This is a genomic window from Pectobacterium sp. S5 (genome assembly GCF_051707265.1).
GTDB lineage: Bacteria > Pseudomonadota > Gammaproteobacteria > Enterobacterales > Enterobacteriaceae > Pectobacterium > Pectobacterium polare.
In genome coordinates this window covers 92500-109039 of the sequence record NZ_JAULSZ010000007.1, presented here as the reverse complement: position 1 = coordinate 109039, position 16540 = coordinate 92500, and the positions used below count along the sequence as shown (strand labels likewise).

The following is a 16540-nucleotide window of genomic DNA, read 5'->3' as shown; positions in this document are numbered from 1 at the left end:
CAGGACGCCGCCAGAGGGATGCTTACAAGAGCGGGTTAGGCGCGGTTGGCTAACTCGGCTTTATGCTTTTTCTCATTCAGCATAACAACAATCAGCAGAAGTACAGCCAGAATACTGCCGCCGATCATCACCATGAAGCCGCCGTCCCAACCGAAGAAGTCAACGGTGTAGCCGACGATGGCGCTAGCGGCAACGGAGCCACCGAGGTAACCGAACAGGCCGGTGAAGCCCGCTGCGGTACCCGCTGCTTTTTTCGGTGCCAGTTCCAGTGCATGCAGACCAATCAGCATGACCGGGCCGTAAATCAGGAAGCCGATAACGATCATACAGGCCATGTCCACACCCGGGTTGCCGGCTGGGTTCATCCAGTAAACGATGGTTGCTATTGTCACCAGCGTCATGAAGAACACGCCCGTTGCACCACGGTTGCCTTTGAAGACCTTGTCGGACATCCAGCCGCACAGCAGCGTGCCCGGAATACCTGCGTATTCGTAGAAGAAATAGGCCCAGGAAGACTTATCCAGTGCGAAGTGTTTAACTTCCTTCAGGTAGGTCGGTGACCAGTCGAGGATACCGTAACGCAGCAGGTAAACGAAGACGTTGGCGATCGCGATGTACCACAGCAGTTTGTTCGGGAAAACGTACTGCATGAAGATCTGCTTAGCCGTCAGTTCTTCTTCTGCTTTTTCATTGTAATCAACCGGATAATCGTTTTTGTACTCTTCAATCGGTGGCAGACCACAGGATTGTGGCGTGTCGCGCATCAGTGCAAAAGCGATCATGGCAATCAGAATGGCGGCGAAGGCCGGCATATAGAGTGCGGCTTTCCAGTCGTTGAACCAGGCCATACCCAGCAGGAACAGCAGAGGAGGAATACCACCGCCGACGTTGTGAGCACAGTTCCATACGGACACGATGCCACCACGTTCTTTCTGTGACCACCAGTGAACCATCGTACGTCCGCACGGTGGCCAGCCCATACCCTGGAACCATCCGCACAGGAACAGCAGGACGAACATAATCGCAATGCTGGATGTTGCCCACGGCACGAAGCCCATGAACAGCATGACCGCACCTGACAGAATCAGACCCGCAGGCAGGAACACGCGCGGGTTAGAACGGTCGGATATCGATCCCATGATGAATTTGGAAAAACCGTAGGCAATGGAGATGCCCGACAGCGCAAAACCGAGGTCACCGCGTGAGAAGCCCTGGTCAATCAGATAAGGCATGGCAAGTGCGAAGTTTTTACGCACCAGATAGTAGGCGGCGTAGCCAAAAAAGATCCCCATGAAAATCTGCCAGCGCAGGCGGCGATAGAGCGGATCGACGTGTTCTTGCGACACGCGCGGCTGGTGGGCGGCGGGCCTAAAAATACTCAGCATAGATATCTCCAATGCGAAAAAAAACGAGAGCTTTTTTGTTCTATTACGAACGTTATTGTAAGGGGGTAGCGTGCAAATGAGTGTGATTCATGACGCTGATGTTACACTTTTATGAAACTGTGACGATTTTTGCGCTCATGTTAACAGAATCGAAAAATTACACAGTGCGGTTTTAGTGACCCAAATCACACTTATTGTTTTTAAACCCCTTCTTGTTTTCGTTTAGTGTTCGTTTTTGCTCTTTATCAAACATTAACCCTTCTTTTTGTGTCCCAATAGCAACATGTATACCATCCGCCTGGAGCGAGAACATGATGCAAAATACGGGGAACTGGCGTGAAACTGACGTGGTTGTCATCGGCGGTGGTGCGACGGGAGCGGGAACGGCACGGGACTGTGCTCTGCGCGGACTGCGCTGCCTGCTGCTTGAACGTTATGATATTGCGACCGGAGCGACCGGGCGTAATCACGGCTTATTACACAGCGGCGCCCGCTATGCGGTAACCGATGGCGAGTCTGCCCGCGAATGTATTGAAGAAAACCAGATTCTCCGGCGGATTGCTCGCCACTGTATTGAACCTACCGACGGTCTGTTTATCACCTTGCCAGAAGACGATCTCGGCTGGCAGGCGCAGTTTATTACCGCCTGCCAGCAGGCGGGGATTCGCGCGCAGGCGTTGGATCCTCAGGAAGCACTACTGCTGGAACCCGCCGCAAACCCGACACTGATTGGCGCGGTACGCGTGCCGGATGGTTCGGTCGATCCTTTCCGTCTGACGGCGGCCAACATGATTGACGCCTGCGAGCACGGCGCGGAAGTGCTGACCTATCATGAGGTCATCGGGCTGATTCGTCAGGGCGACCGTATTACCGGCGTGCGCGTTTTCGACCATAAAAAAGGTGTAGAAACAGAAATCTATGCACAGGTGGTGGTCAATGCGGGCGGTATCTGGGGGCAACACATTGCGGAATATGCCGATCTGCGCGTGCGCATGTTCCCAGCAAAAGGCGCGCTGTTGATTCTTGGGCACCGCATCAACAACATGGTGATCAACCGCTGCCGTAAACCGGCGGATGCTGACATTCTGGTGCCGGGCGATACCATTTCGCTGATTGGCACCACCTCAACCCATATCGATTACGATCAAATCGACAATATGCTGGTAACGCCTGCCGAGGTGGAAACGCTGATGCGGGAAGGCTCGATGCTAGCACCGAAGCTGGCGAGCACGCGCATTCTCCGCGCCTATGCCGGCGTCCGACCGCTGGTTGCCAGCGATAGCGACCCGAGCGGCCGTAGCGTGAGCCGTGGCATCGTGCTGCTCGACCATGCCAACCGCGACGGGCTGGAAGGGTTTATTACCATCACTGGCGGCAAGCTGATGACCTACCGCCTGATGGCGGAGTGGGTGACTGACGCTATTTGCAAAAAGCTGGGTCATGACGTGGCCTGCTCGACGGCACAGACGCCGCTGCCCGGTTCTGAATCGCTGGAGGAAGTGAAATCCGCCCCCCACGCCCTGTCTGCTTATCCTGCGGCAAAACCGCTCTCTGCACCGCTGCGCGGTTCGGCGATTTATCGCCACGGTGAACGTGCTGGGAGAATGCTGTCCGGTGAGCGTCTGGACCGCAGTCTGGTGTGCGAATGCGAGGCGGTGACGGCGGGGGAAGTGCGCTACGCCGTGGAATCACTGCAGGTGAATAACCTGATTGATTTACGTCGGCGTACTCGCGTGGGTATGGGCACCTGTCAGGGTGAACTGTGCGCCTGTCGGGCGGCGGGTCTGCTGTGCCGTCTGGGCACCGCGACGCCGGAGCAGTCGCTCACGCAGCTCAGCCAATTTTTGAACGAACGCTGGAAAGGCATTCGCCCAATTGCGTGGGGCAATGCGCTGCGCGAAAGCGAGTTTACCAGCTGGATTTATCAGGGATTGTGCGGCCTGACAGCCAGCGACAGTCAGGAGGATCGTCATGCGCTATGACGTTGTGATTATCGGCGGCGGACTGGCAGGATTGACCTGCGGTATCCGTCTGGCGGAGCAGGGGAAACGCTGCGCGATTGTCAGCGCGGGGCAGAATGCGCTGCATTTTTCTTCCGGCGCGCTGGACTTGCTCTCCCATCTCCCCGACGGACAGCCTGTGAGCCAGCCGCTCGATGCGCTGGATGAATTGGCGCGTCAGGCTCCTCATCATCCTTATTCTCGCATGGGCGCGGCTGCAGTTTCGGCACTGTTGCCACAGGTCGAAGCGCTGCTGGCACGCAGCAATATCACCTTGCAGGGCAATCATCAGCAGAACCATTGGCGTATGACGCCGTTAGGTAAGTTTCGCGCCTGCTGGCTGAGCCCGGTCGATGGCGTAACGCGTGGTCTGCCGGATTCCCGCGTTGGCGATAATCCGCTGATTGCGGGAATCGAAGGTTTTCTGGATTTTCAGTCCCGTATTGTGGCCGGTACGCTTCAGGCGCAGGGGATCGCGGCACGCAGTGATGAGCTCAAACTGCCCGTGCTGGATCGGTTGCGTCAGAACCCCAGTGAATTCCGCGCGGTCAATATCGCCCGCGTGCTCGACCGACCGGAAAATCGCTCGGCGCTGCTGGAGGAATTGTCGCTTCTGGCTAACGGTAACGATGCCATCATCATGCCGGCCTGTCTGGGATTGGACAGCCCTGAAATCATCAATGAACTCGCTGATGCGTTAGGTAAACCGGTGCTGCTGTTGCCGACATTGCCGCCGTCATTGCTCGGATTACGCCTGCATCAGGCGCTGTCGCAGCGCTTTCGCCAACTGGGTGGCATGGTGATGCCGGGCGATCGCGCGGTGCGCGCCTCGCTGTCGCCGCAGGAGATTGCGATTCATAGCCACCATCATCGTGATATTCCGCTGCGAGCGAAGCACGCGGTGCTGGCGAGCGGCAGCTTTTTCAGTAACGGATTGGTGACGCAGTTTGATCGGGTGACCGAACCGGTCTTTGGGCTGGACGTTCGATTCGCTGACCAGCGCGAGGGTTGGAGCCAGCAGGATGTGTTTGCGCCGCAGCCTTATATGCAATTTGGCGCGATTGTCGATGAACATCTGCATCCGCGCATTGGGGGCGAAACGGTCAACAACCTGTACGCGATTGGCGCGGTGTTGGAAGGCTTCGACCCGATTGTGCAGGGATGTGGAGCGGGGGTTTCCTTGCTCAGTGCCCTTCATGTTGCCGAACAGATTTTGAAGGAGGGCAATCCATGAGCCTGCTTAGCGATAACAGTTTTGAAGATTGCATCAAGTGTACGGTCTGTACCACGTACTGCCCGGTTTCGCGCGTGAATCCGCTTTATCCCGGCCCTAAACAGGCAGGGCCGGATGGCGAACGCCTGCGACGTAAAGATCCGGCGCTGTATGATGATGCGCTGAAATACTGCACCAACTGCAAACGTTGTGAAGTCGCGTGCCCGTCGGATGTCAAAATTGGCGACATTATTCAGCGTGCAAAGGGGACGCACAGCACCCACAAGCCGACGCTGCGCGATGCGATTCTGAGCCATACCGATCTCATGGGGTCGATAGCCACGCCGTTTGCACCGCTGGTCAATACGGCGACCAGCCTGAAGCCAGTGCGCCAGCTGCTGGATAAAGCGTTGAAAATCGATCATCGCCGCCAGTTGCCGAAATATTCATTCGGCACCTTCCGGCGCTGGTATCGCCAGCAGGCAGCAAAGCAGCAGGCTTATGATGAGCAGATCGCTTACTTCCACGGCTGCTATGTGAACTACAACCATCCACAGCTGGGTAAAGATCTGGTTCAGGTCTTCAACGCGATGGGCATTGGCGTCCAGTTGCTGAATAAAGAGAAGTGCTGCGGCGTGCCGCTGATCGCCAATGGTTTTCACGACAAGGCCAGAAAGCAGGCACATGCCAATATCAAATCGCTGGATGAAGCGATCAATCAGAAATCCCTGCCGGTGGTCGCGACGTCCTCCAGCTGTACGTTCACGCTGCGAGATGAGTATCCGCATTTGCTGGGCGTGGATAACGGCCACGTGCGCGACGGCGTCGAACTGGTGACGCGCCAGCTCTACCGCCTGCTGGAAGAAGAAGGGCGCACGCTGCCGCTGGGTAAATTGCCGCTGCGGGTAGCGTATCACACGCCTTGTCACCTGGAACGAATGGGCTGGACGGCGTATACCCTGGCGCTGCTGCAACGCATCCCCGGTCTTGAGCTGGTGATGCTGGATTCCCAGTGCTGCGGCATTGCGGGCACCTACGGCTTCAAGAAAGAGAATTACGCCACGTCGCAAGGCATTGGCGCACCGCTGTTCCAGCAGATTGAAGAGAGCGGCGTCGATATCGTGGTGACGGACTGCGAAACCTGTAAATGGCAGATTGAGATGTCGACCAGCAAACGGTGTGAACACCCGATCACCCTGCTGGCAAGAGCATTGGCGCAGCCAGAGTAACAAACAGAAGGGGATCAAAACGGGCTGTTTTTCAGTCCGTATTGAGAATAAGAATTTATCGCAAAAAGCACTTTACAAGTGCGAATGATAATGATTATTATTGCTGTGCGTTCCGGGGAACGATGTCATGCGCCTGTGTTAGTTATTGATGGTGTTCATGACGATCCGGCTTCCCTGTGAAGGCACGACATTGCTCACATTGCTTCCAGTATTATTTAGCCAGCTCGGGTGCTGGCTTTTTTTTTGCCTAATGACAAAGAAGGCGTGGTGGTTGCGCTGCAACGCTATGTTATGGCCAACAAGAGTGCATGTTGATGGTTTTCCCGCTCATCACGACTTCTTGCAAAAACGCCCACGTTTATCCGAACGATGGGGCATTGGAAGCAGAACCCAGCGTTGATTGTTACCAGTGCTTAATCAGTGAAGTCCCTATCTCTGCGATCTGCTTATTTCGTTCCTCTATGGTGGCCTGACTCCCCGTTAAGTAGATAATTACTATACGGGAAGGTTTACCATCTGGTCCCAGTGCAGCGATGATTCCGCGAGAACCACGTTCACCCGCGCCAGATTTATCCGCAATAAACCAGCCTGCCGGAAGTGCCGAACGCAAAAGTGGTCCTGCGACTTTATCCGCCTCCATCCAGTCCATTAATTGCTGCTGAGAGGCGACAGTAAGTATCTTTCCAGTTAATAGCTTATGCAGTGTTTCTGCCATCGCTTTAGGCGTCGTTGTGTCACGTTCGTCACCCGGTAAGGCTTCATTCAATGCTGTTTCCCAACGGTCGAGACGAGTAACATGATCACCTGTCTTGCGCAAAAAAATGGTTAACTCCTGCGGTCCCCCGATGGTTGACAGAAGTAAATTAGCCGCGGTGTTATCACTCATGGTGATAGCCGCATCGCACAATTCTCCAACGGTCATACCATCCGTAAGATGCTTTTCAGTGACAGGCGAATATGTAACGAGGTCACTTTGATGGAAGTGTATGCGACGATCGAGCTGTTCTTTCCCAGAGTCAACACGTGATAATACCGCACTACATAGCAGCACTTTAAAAGTACTCATCATTGGAAAACGTTCTTCGGGGCGATAACCTTCCAAGATCATTCCGTTGGTGAGATCCAACTCAGTGTAACCCACCCGCGCCTTAAGCTTATTTTCAGCATCTTTTACGGTATCCAGCGTGTCGGGATGGGCAAACGCTGGCAAACAAAATGCAGCGAAGAAAGGAATAAGCGCTATACGGAAATGTTGCATATTAATACTTTCCCTTGGATTTTAGTTTTTGGGGTGAAAGACAAATCGAATGGAAGCGAAGCGTAGAGGACGTTCGGTGTTCGGTATCACGTTATTCAGACACCCGTCAAAATAAATGGCTAACGGCGACAATGTCAAATTTCAGGTCTGGGTGGGTATTGTCCATTTTTCCTGTGCGTTCATGTGGTCTCAGGCTGACACGCGATGAATTTTTTGCCTTCCTTTTTTGCCCTTCACCCTGTTCTGATTTTTCGAACAGAGCGGTGAGTTTTTTGCGCTATCTTATTTATCGCCGCCCGTTACACTTTCCTTATCAAAAACGCGGGAGGAAATAACATGATCTATTTACGTCAAGCGCAAGATCGCGGACATGCGAATCACGGCTGGCTCGACAGCTGGCACACGTTCTCATTCGCCGATTATTACGATCCTGATTTCATGGGATTTTCGGCACTGCGCGTTATTAATGAAGATTATATCGAAGGCGGTCAGGGCTTTGGCACGCATCCGCATAAAGATATGGAAATTCTGACCTATGTATTGTCCGGTGCGGTTGAGCATCAGGACAGCATGGGAAATAAAGAGCAGGTGCCAGCGGGCGAGTTCCAGATTATGAGCGCGGGCACGGGCATTCGTCACTCTGAATACAATGCCAGCAAGGATGAACAGCTGCACCTGTATCAAATCTGGATTATCCCGGAAAAAACCGGGCTGACGCCGCGCTACGAGCAGAAGCGCTTTGATGTGCAGCAAGGGCGTCAGCTGGTGCTGTCCCCGGATGCGCGTGAAGGCTCGCTGAAAGTCTTTCAGGACATGACGCTGTGGCGCTGGGCGCTGAAAGCGCAGGAGCAATCGGTGTACCAGATTCAGGCCGGTCGCCGCGTTTGGGTTCAGGTGGTGCGCGGTACGGTAGAGATTAACGGCCAGAAAGCGGAAGCCAGCGATGCGTTTGCCGTGTGGGACGAAACGGCGATCTCCGTACACGCCAGTGAGGACAGCGAAATCCTGCTGTTTGATCTGCCGCCAGTATAACGGCGAGTGAGAAAAGTGAAGAAGCCCGCGTAGGAAAGGACGCGGGCTTTTTATTTGTCACGACCTGACGTCATCATGCAGATTCTGCCCCTTTGCCTTTACTTTCTTTATGCTTTTTTTGTTAGACTTAGATTACTGTTTTTCAGGCATTTTAGTCGACGATGAAGAAAAAAAGACCCGTTCTCCAGGACGTTGCTGACCGCGTTGGAATTACCAAAATGACGGTAAGCCGTTATTTGCGTAATCCCGCTCAGGTATCCGCCGCGTTGCAGGAAAAGATCGCTATTGCATTGGATGAGCTGGGCTATATCCCCAACCTCGCGCCGAATATGCTCGCCAGCTCCACCAGCCGGGCGATTGGCGTGCTGCTGCCGTCATTAACCAATCAGGTTTTCGCCGAAGTCTTGCGCGGGATTGAACGCACGGCGGAAGCGCATGGCTACCAGACCATGCTGGCGCACTATGGCTATCATCCTGACAGAGAAGAACAGCGTCTGACGTCACTGCTGTCGTATCACATCGATGGGCTTATTCTGGCAGAACGAACCCACACACCGCGAACGCGCCAGATGCTGGACGTTGCCGGCATTCCGGTCGTCGAGCTGATGGATTCCGTCTCGCCCTGTCTGGATATGGCTGTCGGCTTTGATAACGTTGAAGCTGCCCGGCAGATGACGCTGCGTATGGTCGCCTTGGGGCATCGTCATATCGTCTATCTCGGCGCGCGTCAGGATGAGCGTACGATTATGCGCAGTCAGGGCTACGAGCAAGCGATGTGGGAAAGTGGGCTTAAGAGCTATTGCGTGATGAGCGAGCAGGCGTCTTCCTATTCGCTCGGTGGCGAACTGCTGCGACAGACGCAGGCAGAATACCCGCAGGTTGATAGCGTATTTTGCACCAATGACGACTTAGCCGTCGGTGCGATGTTCGAATGTCAGCGACAGGGGCTACGCGTGCCGGATGACATTGGCGTAGCCGGTTTCCACGGGCACGACATTGGGCAGGCGATGGTGCCGAAGCTGGCTAGCGTACTGACGCCGCGTGAACACATGGGGCGCGTCGGCACCGAACAACTGCTGGCTCGTCTGCGGGGCGAGCCAGTTACGCAGGATAGAGTCGATGTCGGCTTTACCGTGCTGGACGGCGAAAGCCTCTAAGCCGCTGTGTTAGCCTACCGCGCGTAGTGCGTCAACGCAGCGCTGCACGACCTCTTCCCGGGTGCCGTCAATATCGACTTTCAGGACATCCGGCTCATCGCTACCCGGTTCTTCCAGCGCATCGAACTGGCTTTTCAGTAGGTCTGTCGGCATGAAGTGACCTGCTCTGGCTTTGTGACGCTCCAGAATTAGCTCAAAGCTGCCTTTCAAATAGATAAACACCATCTTTTCGTTGCCTTCGCGCAGGCGGTCGCGGTAACGCTTTTTCAGCGCGGAACAAACGATGATGCCGGTCTCGTTTTTGTGCGCCAGGCTGTAGGCAACATCGCTGAGACGCTCCAGCCACGGTGCGCGGTCATCGTCATTCAACGGCGTACCGCTGGCCATTTTCTGGATATTGGCGCGCGGATGCAGATCGTCGCCGTCAATAAATTTTGCCTGAATGGCGCGGCCAAGTTCAGCGCCAACTGAGGATTTTCCACTGCCTGATACGCCCATCAGAATAATGCTTCGACCTGACATAATTTGATCTCTATCTCAAAATGTAAATTAAATGGTGTTTGATAGTTCCTGATTTTAACATGTTACCCGTATCATGTTACCGGTATCAAATGATGGTGTGATACACCTCACAAACAATCAGCCAATCCAGACCGGGTGCCTAAAGAGATTATTAACGATGACAGAAATAACATCCGCCTATAGCGCCAGTGTGCTATTAACCATCGCCGCAGGTGCGGTCGCGCTGTTACTGGTACTGATTATGCGCTTCCGCGTCCACGCGTTTTTGGCGTTGACGTTGGTGAGCCTGATCACGGCGCTAGCGACGAAAACCCCTTTTGAGAAACTCGTTCCTACGCTGCTCAGCGGTTTCGGCAGTACGCTGGCATCTGTTGCCTTGCTGGTTGGCCTGGGGGCAATGATTGGTCGCCTTCTGGAAGTGACCGGTGGCGCAAATGTGTTGGCGGATACGCTAATCAATAAATTTGGTGAGAAACGTGCGCCTTTCGCACTGGGTCTTGCCTCTCTGCTGTTCGGCTTCCCGATCTTTTTCGATGCCGGGCTGATCGTGATGCTGCCGATTATTTTCAGCGTGGCGAAACGTTTTGGCGGCTCAACGCTGACCTATGCGTTCCCTGCTGCGGGCGCGTTTGCTGTTATGCACGCCTTGCTGCCACCGCATCCTGGTCCGGTTGCTGCCAGTGAACTGCTGGGTGCCAACATTGGCCTGCTGGTACTGGTTGGTGCCGTGATTGCTTACCCTACCTGGTATCTGGGCGGTTATCTGTTCGGCCTGTGGGCAGGTAAGAAATTCCATTTGCCGTTGCCGTCTACCTTCCTGACCGAAGTCAAAGCGGATGAGAAGCATACGCCGCCAGCGTTTGGCGTGGTGATGTGGGTGCTGTTGCTGCCGCTGATTCTGATTTTCCTCGATACCGGATTGAATACCCTGACGGTAATGGGCGTCATCAGCGGCGATAGCGGCCTGGTGCAGTTCCTGCGTATGTTAGGGAAAACGCCGATTGCGCTGCTGATTACGGTCTTGTTCGCCATGATTATGTTTAGCGGCCAGCATAGCCGTCGACACCTTGAGAAGATCTGTGAAGGCGCGCTGGGTCCGGTTTGTTCGATTATTCTGGTCACCGGTGCGGGCGGGATGTTCGGTGGCGTTCTGCGTTCCAGCGGTATCGGCAATGCGCTGTCTGGGGCGCTGGCGGATACCGGTATGCCGGTGATTGTGGCAGCGTTCGTGGTGTCTGCTGCACTGCGTGTGGCGCAGGGGTCTGCAACGGTAGCACTGACGACCACGGCGGCGCTGATGGCACCGGCGGTAGCGGCGACGCCTGGCCTCAGCCAGTTCGATCTCTGTTTTATCGTGGTAGCGATTGCGGGCGGTGCGACCGTACTGTCGCATGTGAACGACTCAGGCTTCTGGCTGGTTGGCCGTTTCCTCGAAATGGATGAGAAGACGACCCTGAAAACCTGGACGGTGATGGAAACGCTGCTCGGCACCATCGCGTTCCTGATCGCGTTAGTGGGGAGTATTCTTCTCTGATGTGTTTAGCCCCCTCCTTGTGGCGGGGGGCTTTTAGTCACATTTTCATGCCGACTGAGAGACGGTTTCGTGCGCGATAATGTCGTTATTTTCATGCTATTTCGTAGCACGCGCCCGACATGGGGCGGCTCAAACGCCGCTCGCCCCATGACCCCCTGGCTTTTGGCTAAATTATGCCGCTAGCGGTGCCATCGGCGTTCATGACCACTTTTCGAGCCGACTGTGACGCGCTCCCGGCGCGGCACAGTCTTTCGCGGCGTCCCTGCCGCTCACTCGGTGGTCATGCCCACCGCTGCATAATTTTTACGCCAGATAACGTCAACCCCCATAATAATTTGCGCATTTATGTATAAGACACAGGGGGCAACGCGCGGTTATAGCTTCATATACGCACGTATGCCGTCGAGGAACATCTGCGTCGATAGCATCACCAGAATCAGGCCCATCAATTTCTCCAGCGCACTCACGCCTTTCTCACCCAGCAAACGCAAGAACAAATCAGACATCAGCAGGATGATGAACGAAATTGTCCAGGCGATAAACAGCGCCAGCGTCAGGTGAGGTAACTGATTGGGATACTGGTGGGAAAGCAGCATCAGCGCTGCGAGGATCGACGGCCCCGCGACCAGTGGAATCGCCATGGGCACCAGAAACGGTTCCTCTCCGGCAGGTAGGCCGCTGCTATTGCCTTCCTGCGAAGGGAAAATCATACGAATCGCGATGAGGAATAGCACGATACCGCCGGAGATCGACACAGTTTCGGTGCGCAGATTCAGGAACGCCAGAATGTGTTCGCCAGCGAACAGGAAAATCAGCATCAGCCCGAGTGCGATCAGCATTTCACGGATCAACACCACACGTCGGCGTTTGGGGTCGAGGTGTTTGAGTACGGACATGAAAATCGGCAGGTTGCCGAGTGGATCCATAATGAGCAACAGCAGCACTGTTGCGGAGATCATTTCTGTCATTTTGGTTTTTTACTCCCGAAACCTTGTTTCCTGACCTGGGCCATCTTTACCGGCTGACCAACGTGATTATCCTGCGTCAGGTTGATGATATTAGAATGACTGCTGAAAAAGGGCGTACTATCGAATAAATTCACTTGCGACTTTATGTACATTTTGTAAGGTTGAATGACACGATTATTTACAGGTTTACGACACGACGCGCGCGCGACCTCTGCGGGAGATCACCGAGCCAGCAATCACTAAGCGCTATCGACGTTAGCCAGAATTCTTTTTGTTACCCCCAAAGCAGGACAGTTACCATGAAAAATGTTGGTTTTATTGGCTGGCGCGGTATGGTCGGCTCGGTTCTCATGCAGCGCATGGTGGAAGAACGCGACTTTGATGTGATTCACCCGGTATTCTTTTCGACTTCTCAGCACGGCGAACCTGCTCCGGCGTTGGGCGGTCATAAAGGCGTGTTGCAGGATGCTTATAATATCGAAGCACTGCGCGCGCTGGACATCATCATTACCTGTCAGGGCGGCGATTATACCAATGAAGTTTACCCAAAGCTGCGTGAAAGTGGCTGGCAGGGTTATTGGATCGATGCCGCATCCTCACTGCGTATGAAAGATGACGCGATTATTATTCTGGATCCAGTGAACCACGGGGTGATTCAGCAGGGTCTGGATAAAGGCATCAAAACCTTTGCCGGCGGCAACTGTACCGTCAGCCTGATGCTGATGTCATTGGGCGGCCTGTTTGCGAACAATCTGGTGGAGTGGGTTTCTGCTGCGACGTATCAGGCTGCTTCTGGTGGCGGTGCGCGTCACATGCGTGAACTGCTGGCCCAGATGGGTTCGCTGCACGGTGAAGTGGCGAAAGAGCTACAGGATCCGGCCTCTGCGATTCTGGATATCGAACGTAAAGTGACCGCGTTGACCCGTAGCGGTTCGCTGCCGACTGATAACTTCGGCGTACCGTTGGCAGGTAGCCTGATTCCGTGGATCGACAAACAGCTGGATAACGGCCAGAGCCGCGAAGAGTGGAAAGGTCAGGCGGAAACTAACAAGATTCTTAGCACCAGCAGCGTCATTCCTGTTGACGGCCTCTGCGTACGCGTCGGCGCACTGCGCTGCCACAGCCAAGCGTTCACCATCAAACTGAAAAAAGACGTGGCGCTGCCGGAAATCGAGCAGCTGCTGGCAACCCACAATGATTGGGTGAAAGTGGTGCCGAACGATCGCGACATCACCATGCGTGAGCTGACGCCTGCTGCGGTAACGGGCACGCTCTCCACGCCGGTGGGTCGTCTGCGTAAGCTGAACATGGGGCCGGAATACCTGTCCGCCTTCACGGTCGGCGATCAGCTGCTGTGGGGAGCCGCTGAACCGCTGCGCCGTATGCTGCGCATCCTGCTGTAGTTATCTTGCTATAGTTCTGCTGCTTTTCTGGCGCAACATCGGTTGGTGTTGCGCCATATTTCTACTCGTATTGCTTCACGCGTATGTCTTCGAGAACCGCAACGGGCCGGATATTTCAGAACGGCCAGCGCATAAGCGGCTTGCCGTATGACGGGTATCATTCACTGATATTTTCAGCAAAGTACCAGACCTCTTTGTTGCAGACACTGGTTTAGCTGATCCACGTTATCTTTAGCCGTCGTAGTGCAGATAAAACGTGGATTTTCATGTAAATAGACTTCGCCGTTCTGAAGTAATCCAACTTCAAGCAACTGCAATTCGGCTTGTTGTAACTGTTGCTGTAACACTGGCAGGTAAAAACCGGATGCATCATAAAAGAACTCTTCAGGAGTGATGTCTCCGATTGGGAAACCCTGTTCGTCAAACAAACTGTCTATAGATAACGCGATCCCTGCTTGCTTAATAGGGAGTAAAGCCTCCAGAGCCTGAAGATCAAATTCTTTCCATTCGATATAACAAAGAAAATCCTCCCCCAATAAATCATCCAGCCAATAGACCTGTGCATATTCGCCATGCGACTTATCTAATGCTGGCGTAATGATATCTTGTGCTGAAAATCCGGGCACTGCCTGTTCAAATGCGGCATAAAGTGCGGTATCGGTCATAACGCTTCCTTGTATTGATAAACTGATTTTTCTCTGCCGTCACGGTATGTCGGCTACCTAATCCGCAACGCCTTTATTTCCCCATCACACCACGCTATCCAACTGCTCCAATGCCTGACGGGGTGAGATCAGTGGGACGCGCACTTCGACCCGAGTGAATTTATCCGCTTCGCTGACCACCGTGATGCCATAGCGGTTGCCGTAGCGTGCTTTGATGCGACGGTCGACCAGATTCATGCCTAGCCCATCGCCACCGCTGCGGGGCTGATAGGTGCCAGCGTTATCCTCTACGGACAGTTCCAGCGTGTTGGCGTGCAGGCGTCCGCTGATGTGGATGTGTCCGTTTTCAATCATCTGCGAGATACCGTGCTTAATCGCATTTTCGACAATCGGTTGCAGGGAAAATGCGGGTAATCTCGCCTCGCGCAGCGCTTCCGGCAGCGAAATGTCTACGGTCAGGTGATCGGCAAAGCGCGCCTTTTCGATTTCGAGGTAGGCGTTAACGTGTTCCAGCTCGTCATTAAGTGATACCTCATCGTTGCTGCGCTTGAGGTTTTTACGGAAAAACGTCGACAGAGACAGCACTAGCTGGCGAGCGTGATCGGGGTTGCGTCGGATCACGGCGGACAGCGTATTCAGCGCGTTAAACAGAAAATGCGGGTTGACCTGCGCATGTAGCAGCTTGATCTCCGACTGGGCTAACAGCTGTTTCTGCTGTTCAAAACGGCCCGTCAGAATCTGTGCGGAAAGCAGGTGGGCGATCCCTTCCCCCAGCGTGCGGTTAATGCTGGAAAATAGCTTATTCTTGGGCTCATAAAGCTTGATCGTGCCGACAACGCGCTGATCTTCGCCACGCAGCGGGATCACCAGCGTGGAACCGAGTTTGCAGTGTGATGAGACCGAACAGGTATAAGACACCTCGTTGCCGTCGGCGTATACCACCTGATTGTTGTCTATCGCCCGACGGGTGTGTGATGACGTGATAGGCGCGCCGACGTTGTGGTGGTCGTCGCCCACTCCGATGAAGGCCAGCAACTTGTCGCGATCGGTAATGGCTACGGCACCCACACCTAACTCTTCATACAAAATACGGGCAACGCGCATACTGTTTTGCGGGTTAAATCCCTGACGCAGCGCCCCTTCCGCTCGGGCAGCGATTTGCAGCGCCTTGGCGGAAAACGCGGAAGTGTATTTTTCAAAAATGGCGCGTCTGTCGAGCAGAATGCGCATGAACATGGCGGCGCCGATGGTGTTGGTGATCATCATTGGTAAGGCGATATCTCGAACCAGTTCAACCGCGTTATCAAACGGACGGGCGACCAGCAGGATAATCGCCATTTGCAGTATCTCCGCGACCAGCGCGGTCAGGCCGACGACGAGGGGCTGAAACAGCAGGTCGATGCGGTTGCGGCGTGCCAGATAGCGGTGTAAGAGCCCGCCGAGCAGGCCTTCGGCAATCGTCGACAGCATACAGGCCAGCGCGGTCATGCCGCCCATCGAATAGCGGTGTAATCCGCCCGTTAACCCGACGAGGAAACCGACAGAAGGGCCGCCCAGCATGCCGCCGAGCACGGCGCCCGTCGCGCGGGTATTGGCAATAGAATCGTCTATATGCAGGCCGAAATAGGTTCCCATAATGCAAAACACGGAAAAAACCAGATAGCAGACCAGCTTGTGCGGCAGACGGATGGTGACCTGCATCAGCGGGATAAAAAGCGGTGTTTTACTGAGCAGATAGGCGATGACCAGATAAACGCACATCTGCTGTAAAAGGGAAAGAATCAGATCAACCTGGCTAACCATGGGCGGGGTCTCTTCACACACAATTTGCAACATACATAATCGCCAAATTGTACTGCTTTTTGCTCGCGGACGAATCGATCTTTGAACAAAAGATGCTAATCATCCTCTGTCATAACTTATTCATATAAATATAAACGGAAAAATTTCATCCGTTCTCGGATATTTCTCCGTTCTTTGACTACGCTGAATTAGGGGGCGTGGTTCAAGAACTCTTTCATAGTATTCATTATTTTTACACGTCGCCGTTATTCATTAGCAAGCTAATAACCCGTTATTTTTATTGGTTTTTTGTTAAAAATAAGTAACGGGAGAATATAAGCGCAGCGTAATGCGTTTTTTATATTACTTATTTATTTAATTCAAATGGTTAA

13 protein-coding genes are annotated in these 16540 nt (G+C 53.9%); 7 read left to right on the top strand and 6 right to left on the bottom strand.

Going from position 1 to position 16540, the window contains the following annotated elements; genetic code table 11:
- Positions 1-35: 35 nt before the first annotated feature.
- Complete coding sequence (glpT, locus tag QWJ20_RS20015; RefSeq protein WP_226301636.1) at positions 36-1385, bottom strand: glycerol-3-phosphate transporter; 1350 nt, start codon at positions 1383-1385, stop codon at positions 36-38.
- Between the two features lie 311 nt (positions 1386-1696).
- Between glpT and glpA the strand changes: the two genes are divergently transcribed.
- From glpA to glpC, 3 genes are read left to right on the top strand one after another with little or no spacing between them, the layout of a single operon-like run.
- A complete protein-coding gene (glpA, locus tag QWJ20_RS20010; RefSeq protein WP_433993319.1) occupies positions 1697-3367 on the top strand; it encodes an anaerobic glycerol-3-phosphate dehydrogenase subunit A in 1671 nt (556 codons plus the stop codon).
- Positions 3357-4619 (top strand): glycerol-3-phosphate dehydrogenase subunit GlpB, encoded by a 1263-nt coding sequence (glpB, locus tag QWJ20_RS20005; RefSeq protein ID WP_433993318.1) that lies wholly within the window; start codon positions 3357-3359, stop codon positions 4617-4619. The genes glpA and glpB overlap by 11 nt, the downstream gene beginning before the upstream one ends.
- Positions 4616-5827 (top strand): anaerobic glycerol-3-phosphate dehydrogenase subunit GlpC, encoded by a 1212-nt coding sequence (gene glpC / locus QWJ20_RS20000; protein WP_040033204.1) that lies wholly within the window; start codon positions 4616-4618, stop codon positions 5825-5827. The genes glpB and glpC overlap by 4 nt, the downstream gene beginning before the upstream one ends.
- Positions 5828-6230: 403 nt before the next feature.
- Here the strand turns inward: glpC and bla are convergent, their stop codons facing one another.
- A complete protein-coding gene (bla, locus tag QWJ20_RS19995) occupies positions 6231-7085 on the bottom strand; it encodes a class A beta-lactamase (RefSeq protein ID WP_240346492.1) in 855 nt (284 codons plus the stop codon).
- Positions 7086-7421: 336 nt separating this feature from the next.
- Between bla and QWJ20_RS19990 the strand changes: the two genes are divergently transcribed.
- Both QWJ20_RS19990 and gntR read left to right on the top strand, forming a co-directional pair.
- Complete coding sequence (locus QWJ20_RS19990; RefSeq protein ID WP_433993317.1) at positions 7422-8117, top strand: pirin family protein; 696 nt, start codon at positions 7422-7424, stop codon at positions 8115-8117.
- 161 nt (positions 8118-8278) lie between these two features.
- Complete coding sequence (gntR, locus tag QWJ20_RS19985) at positions 8279-9274, top strand: gluconate operon transcriptional repressor GntR (RefSeq protein WP_174877456.1); 996 nt, start codon at positions 8279-8281, stop codon at positions 9272-9274.
- 9 nt (positions 9275-9283) lie between these two features.
- On the opposite strand, the gene QWJ20_RS19980 is transcribed toward gntR, so the two are convergent.
- On the bottom strand, positions 9284-9796 hold the full coding sequence (locus tag QWJ20_RS19980) for a gluconokinase (RefSeq protein ID WP_433993316.1): 513 nt from the start codon (positions 9794-9796) through the stop codon (positions 9284-9286).
- 157 nt (positions 9797-9953) lie between these two features.
- Between QWJ20_RS19980 and QWJ20_RS19975 the strand changes: the two genes are divergently transcribed.
- Positions 9954-11330 carry a GntP family permease gene (locus QWJ20_RS19975; RefSeq protein ID WP_039484767.1) on the top strand — a complete coding sequence of 459 codons (1377 nt, stop codon included), beginning with the start codon at positions 9954-9956 and terminating at the stop codon, positions 11328-11330.
- Between the two features lie 374 nt (positions 11331-11704).
- On the opposite strand, the gene QWJ20_RS19970 is transcribed toward QWJ20_RS19975, so the two are convergent.
- Positions 11705-12298, bottom strand: coding sequence for a YhgN family NAAT transporter (locus QWJ20_RS19970; protein ID WP_039484765.1), 594 nt, complete (start codon positions 12296-12298; stop codon positions 11705-11707).
- A gap of 299 nt (positions 12299-12597) precedes the next feature.
- Between QWJ20_RS19970 and asd the strand changes: the two genes are divergently transcribed.
- Positions 12598-13701 (top strand): aspartate-semialdehyde dehydrogenase, encoded by a 1104-nt coding sequence (asd, locus tag QWJ20_RS19965; RefSeq protein WP_095700835.1) that lies wholly within the window; start codon positions 12598-12600, stop codon positions 13699-13701.
- A gap of 173 nt (positions 13702-13874) precedes the next feature.
- On the opposite strand, the gene QWJ20_RS19960 is transcribed toward asd, so the two are convergent.
- Positions 13875-14366 (bottom strand): hypothetical protein, encoded by a 492-nt coding sequence (locus QWJ20_RS19960; protein WP_433993315.1) that lies wholly within the window; start codon positions 14364-14366, stop codon positions 13875-13877.
- 84 nt (positions 14367-14450) lie between these two features.
- Positions 14451-16169: a LytS/YhcK type 5TM receptor domain-containing protein gene (locus tag QWJ20_RS19955; RefSeq protein WP_433993314.1), complete on the bottom strand. Its 1719-nt coding sequence runs from the start codon at positions 16167-16169 to the stop codon at positions 14451-14453.
- Positions 16170-16540: the final 371 nt, after the last annotated feature.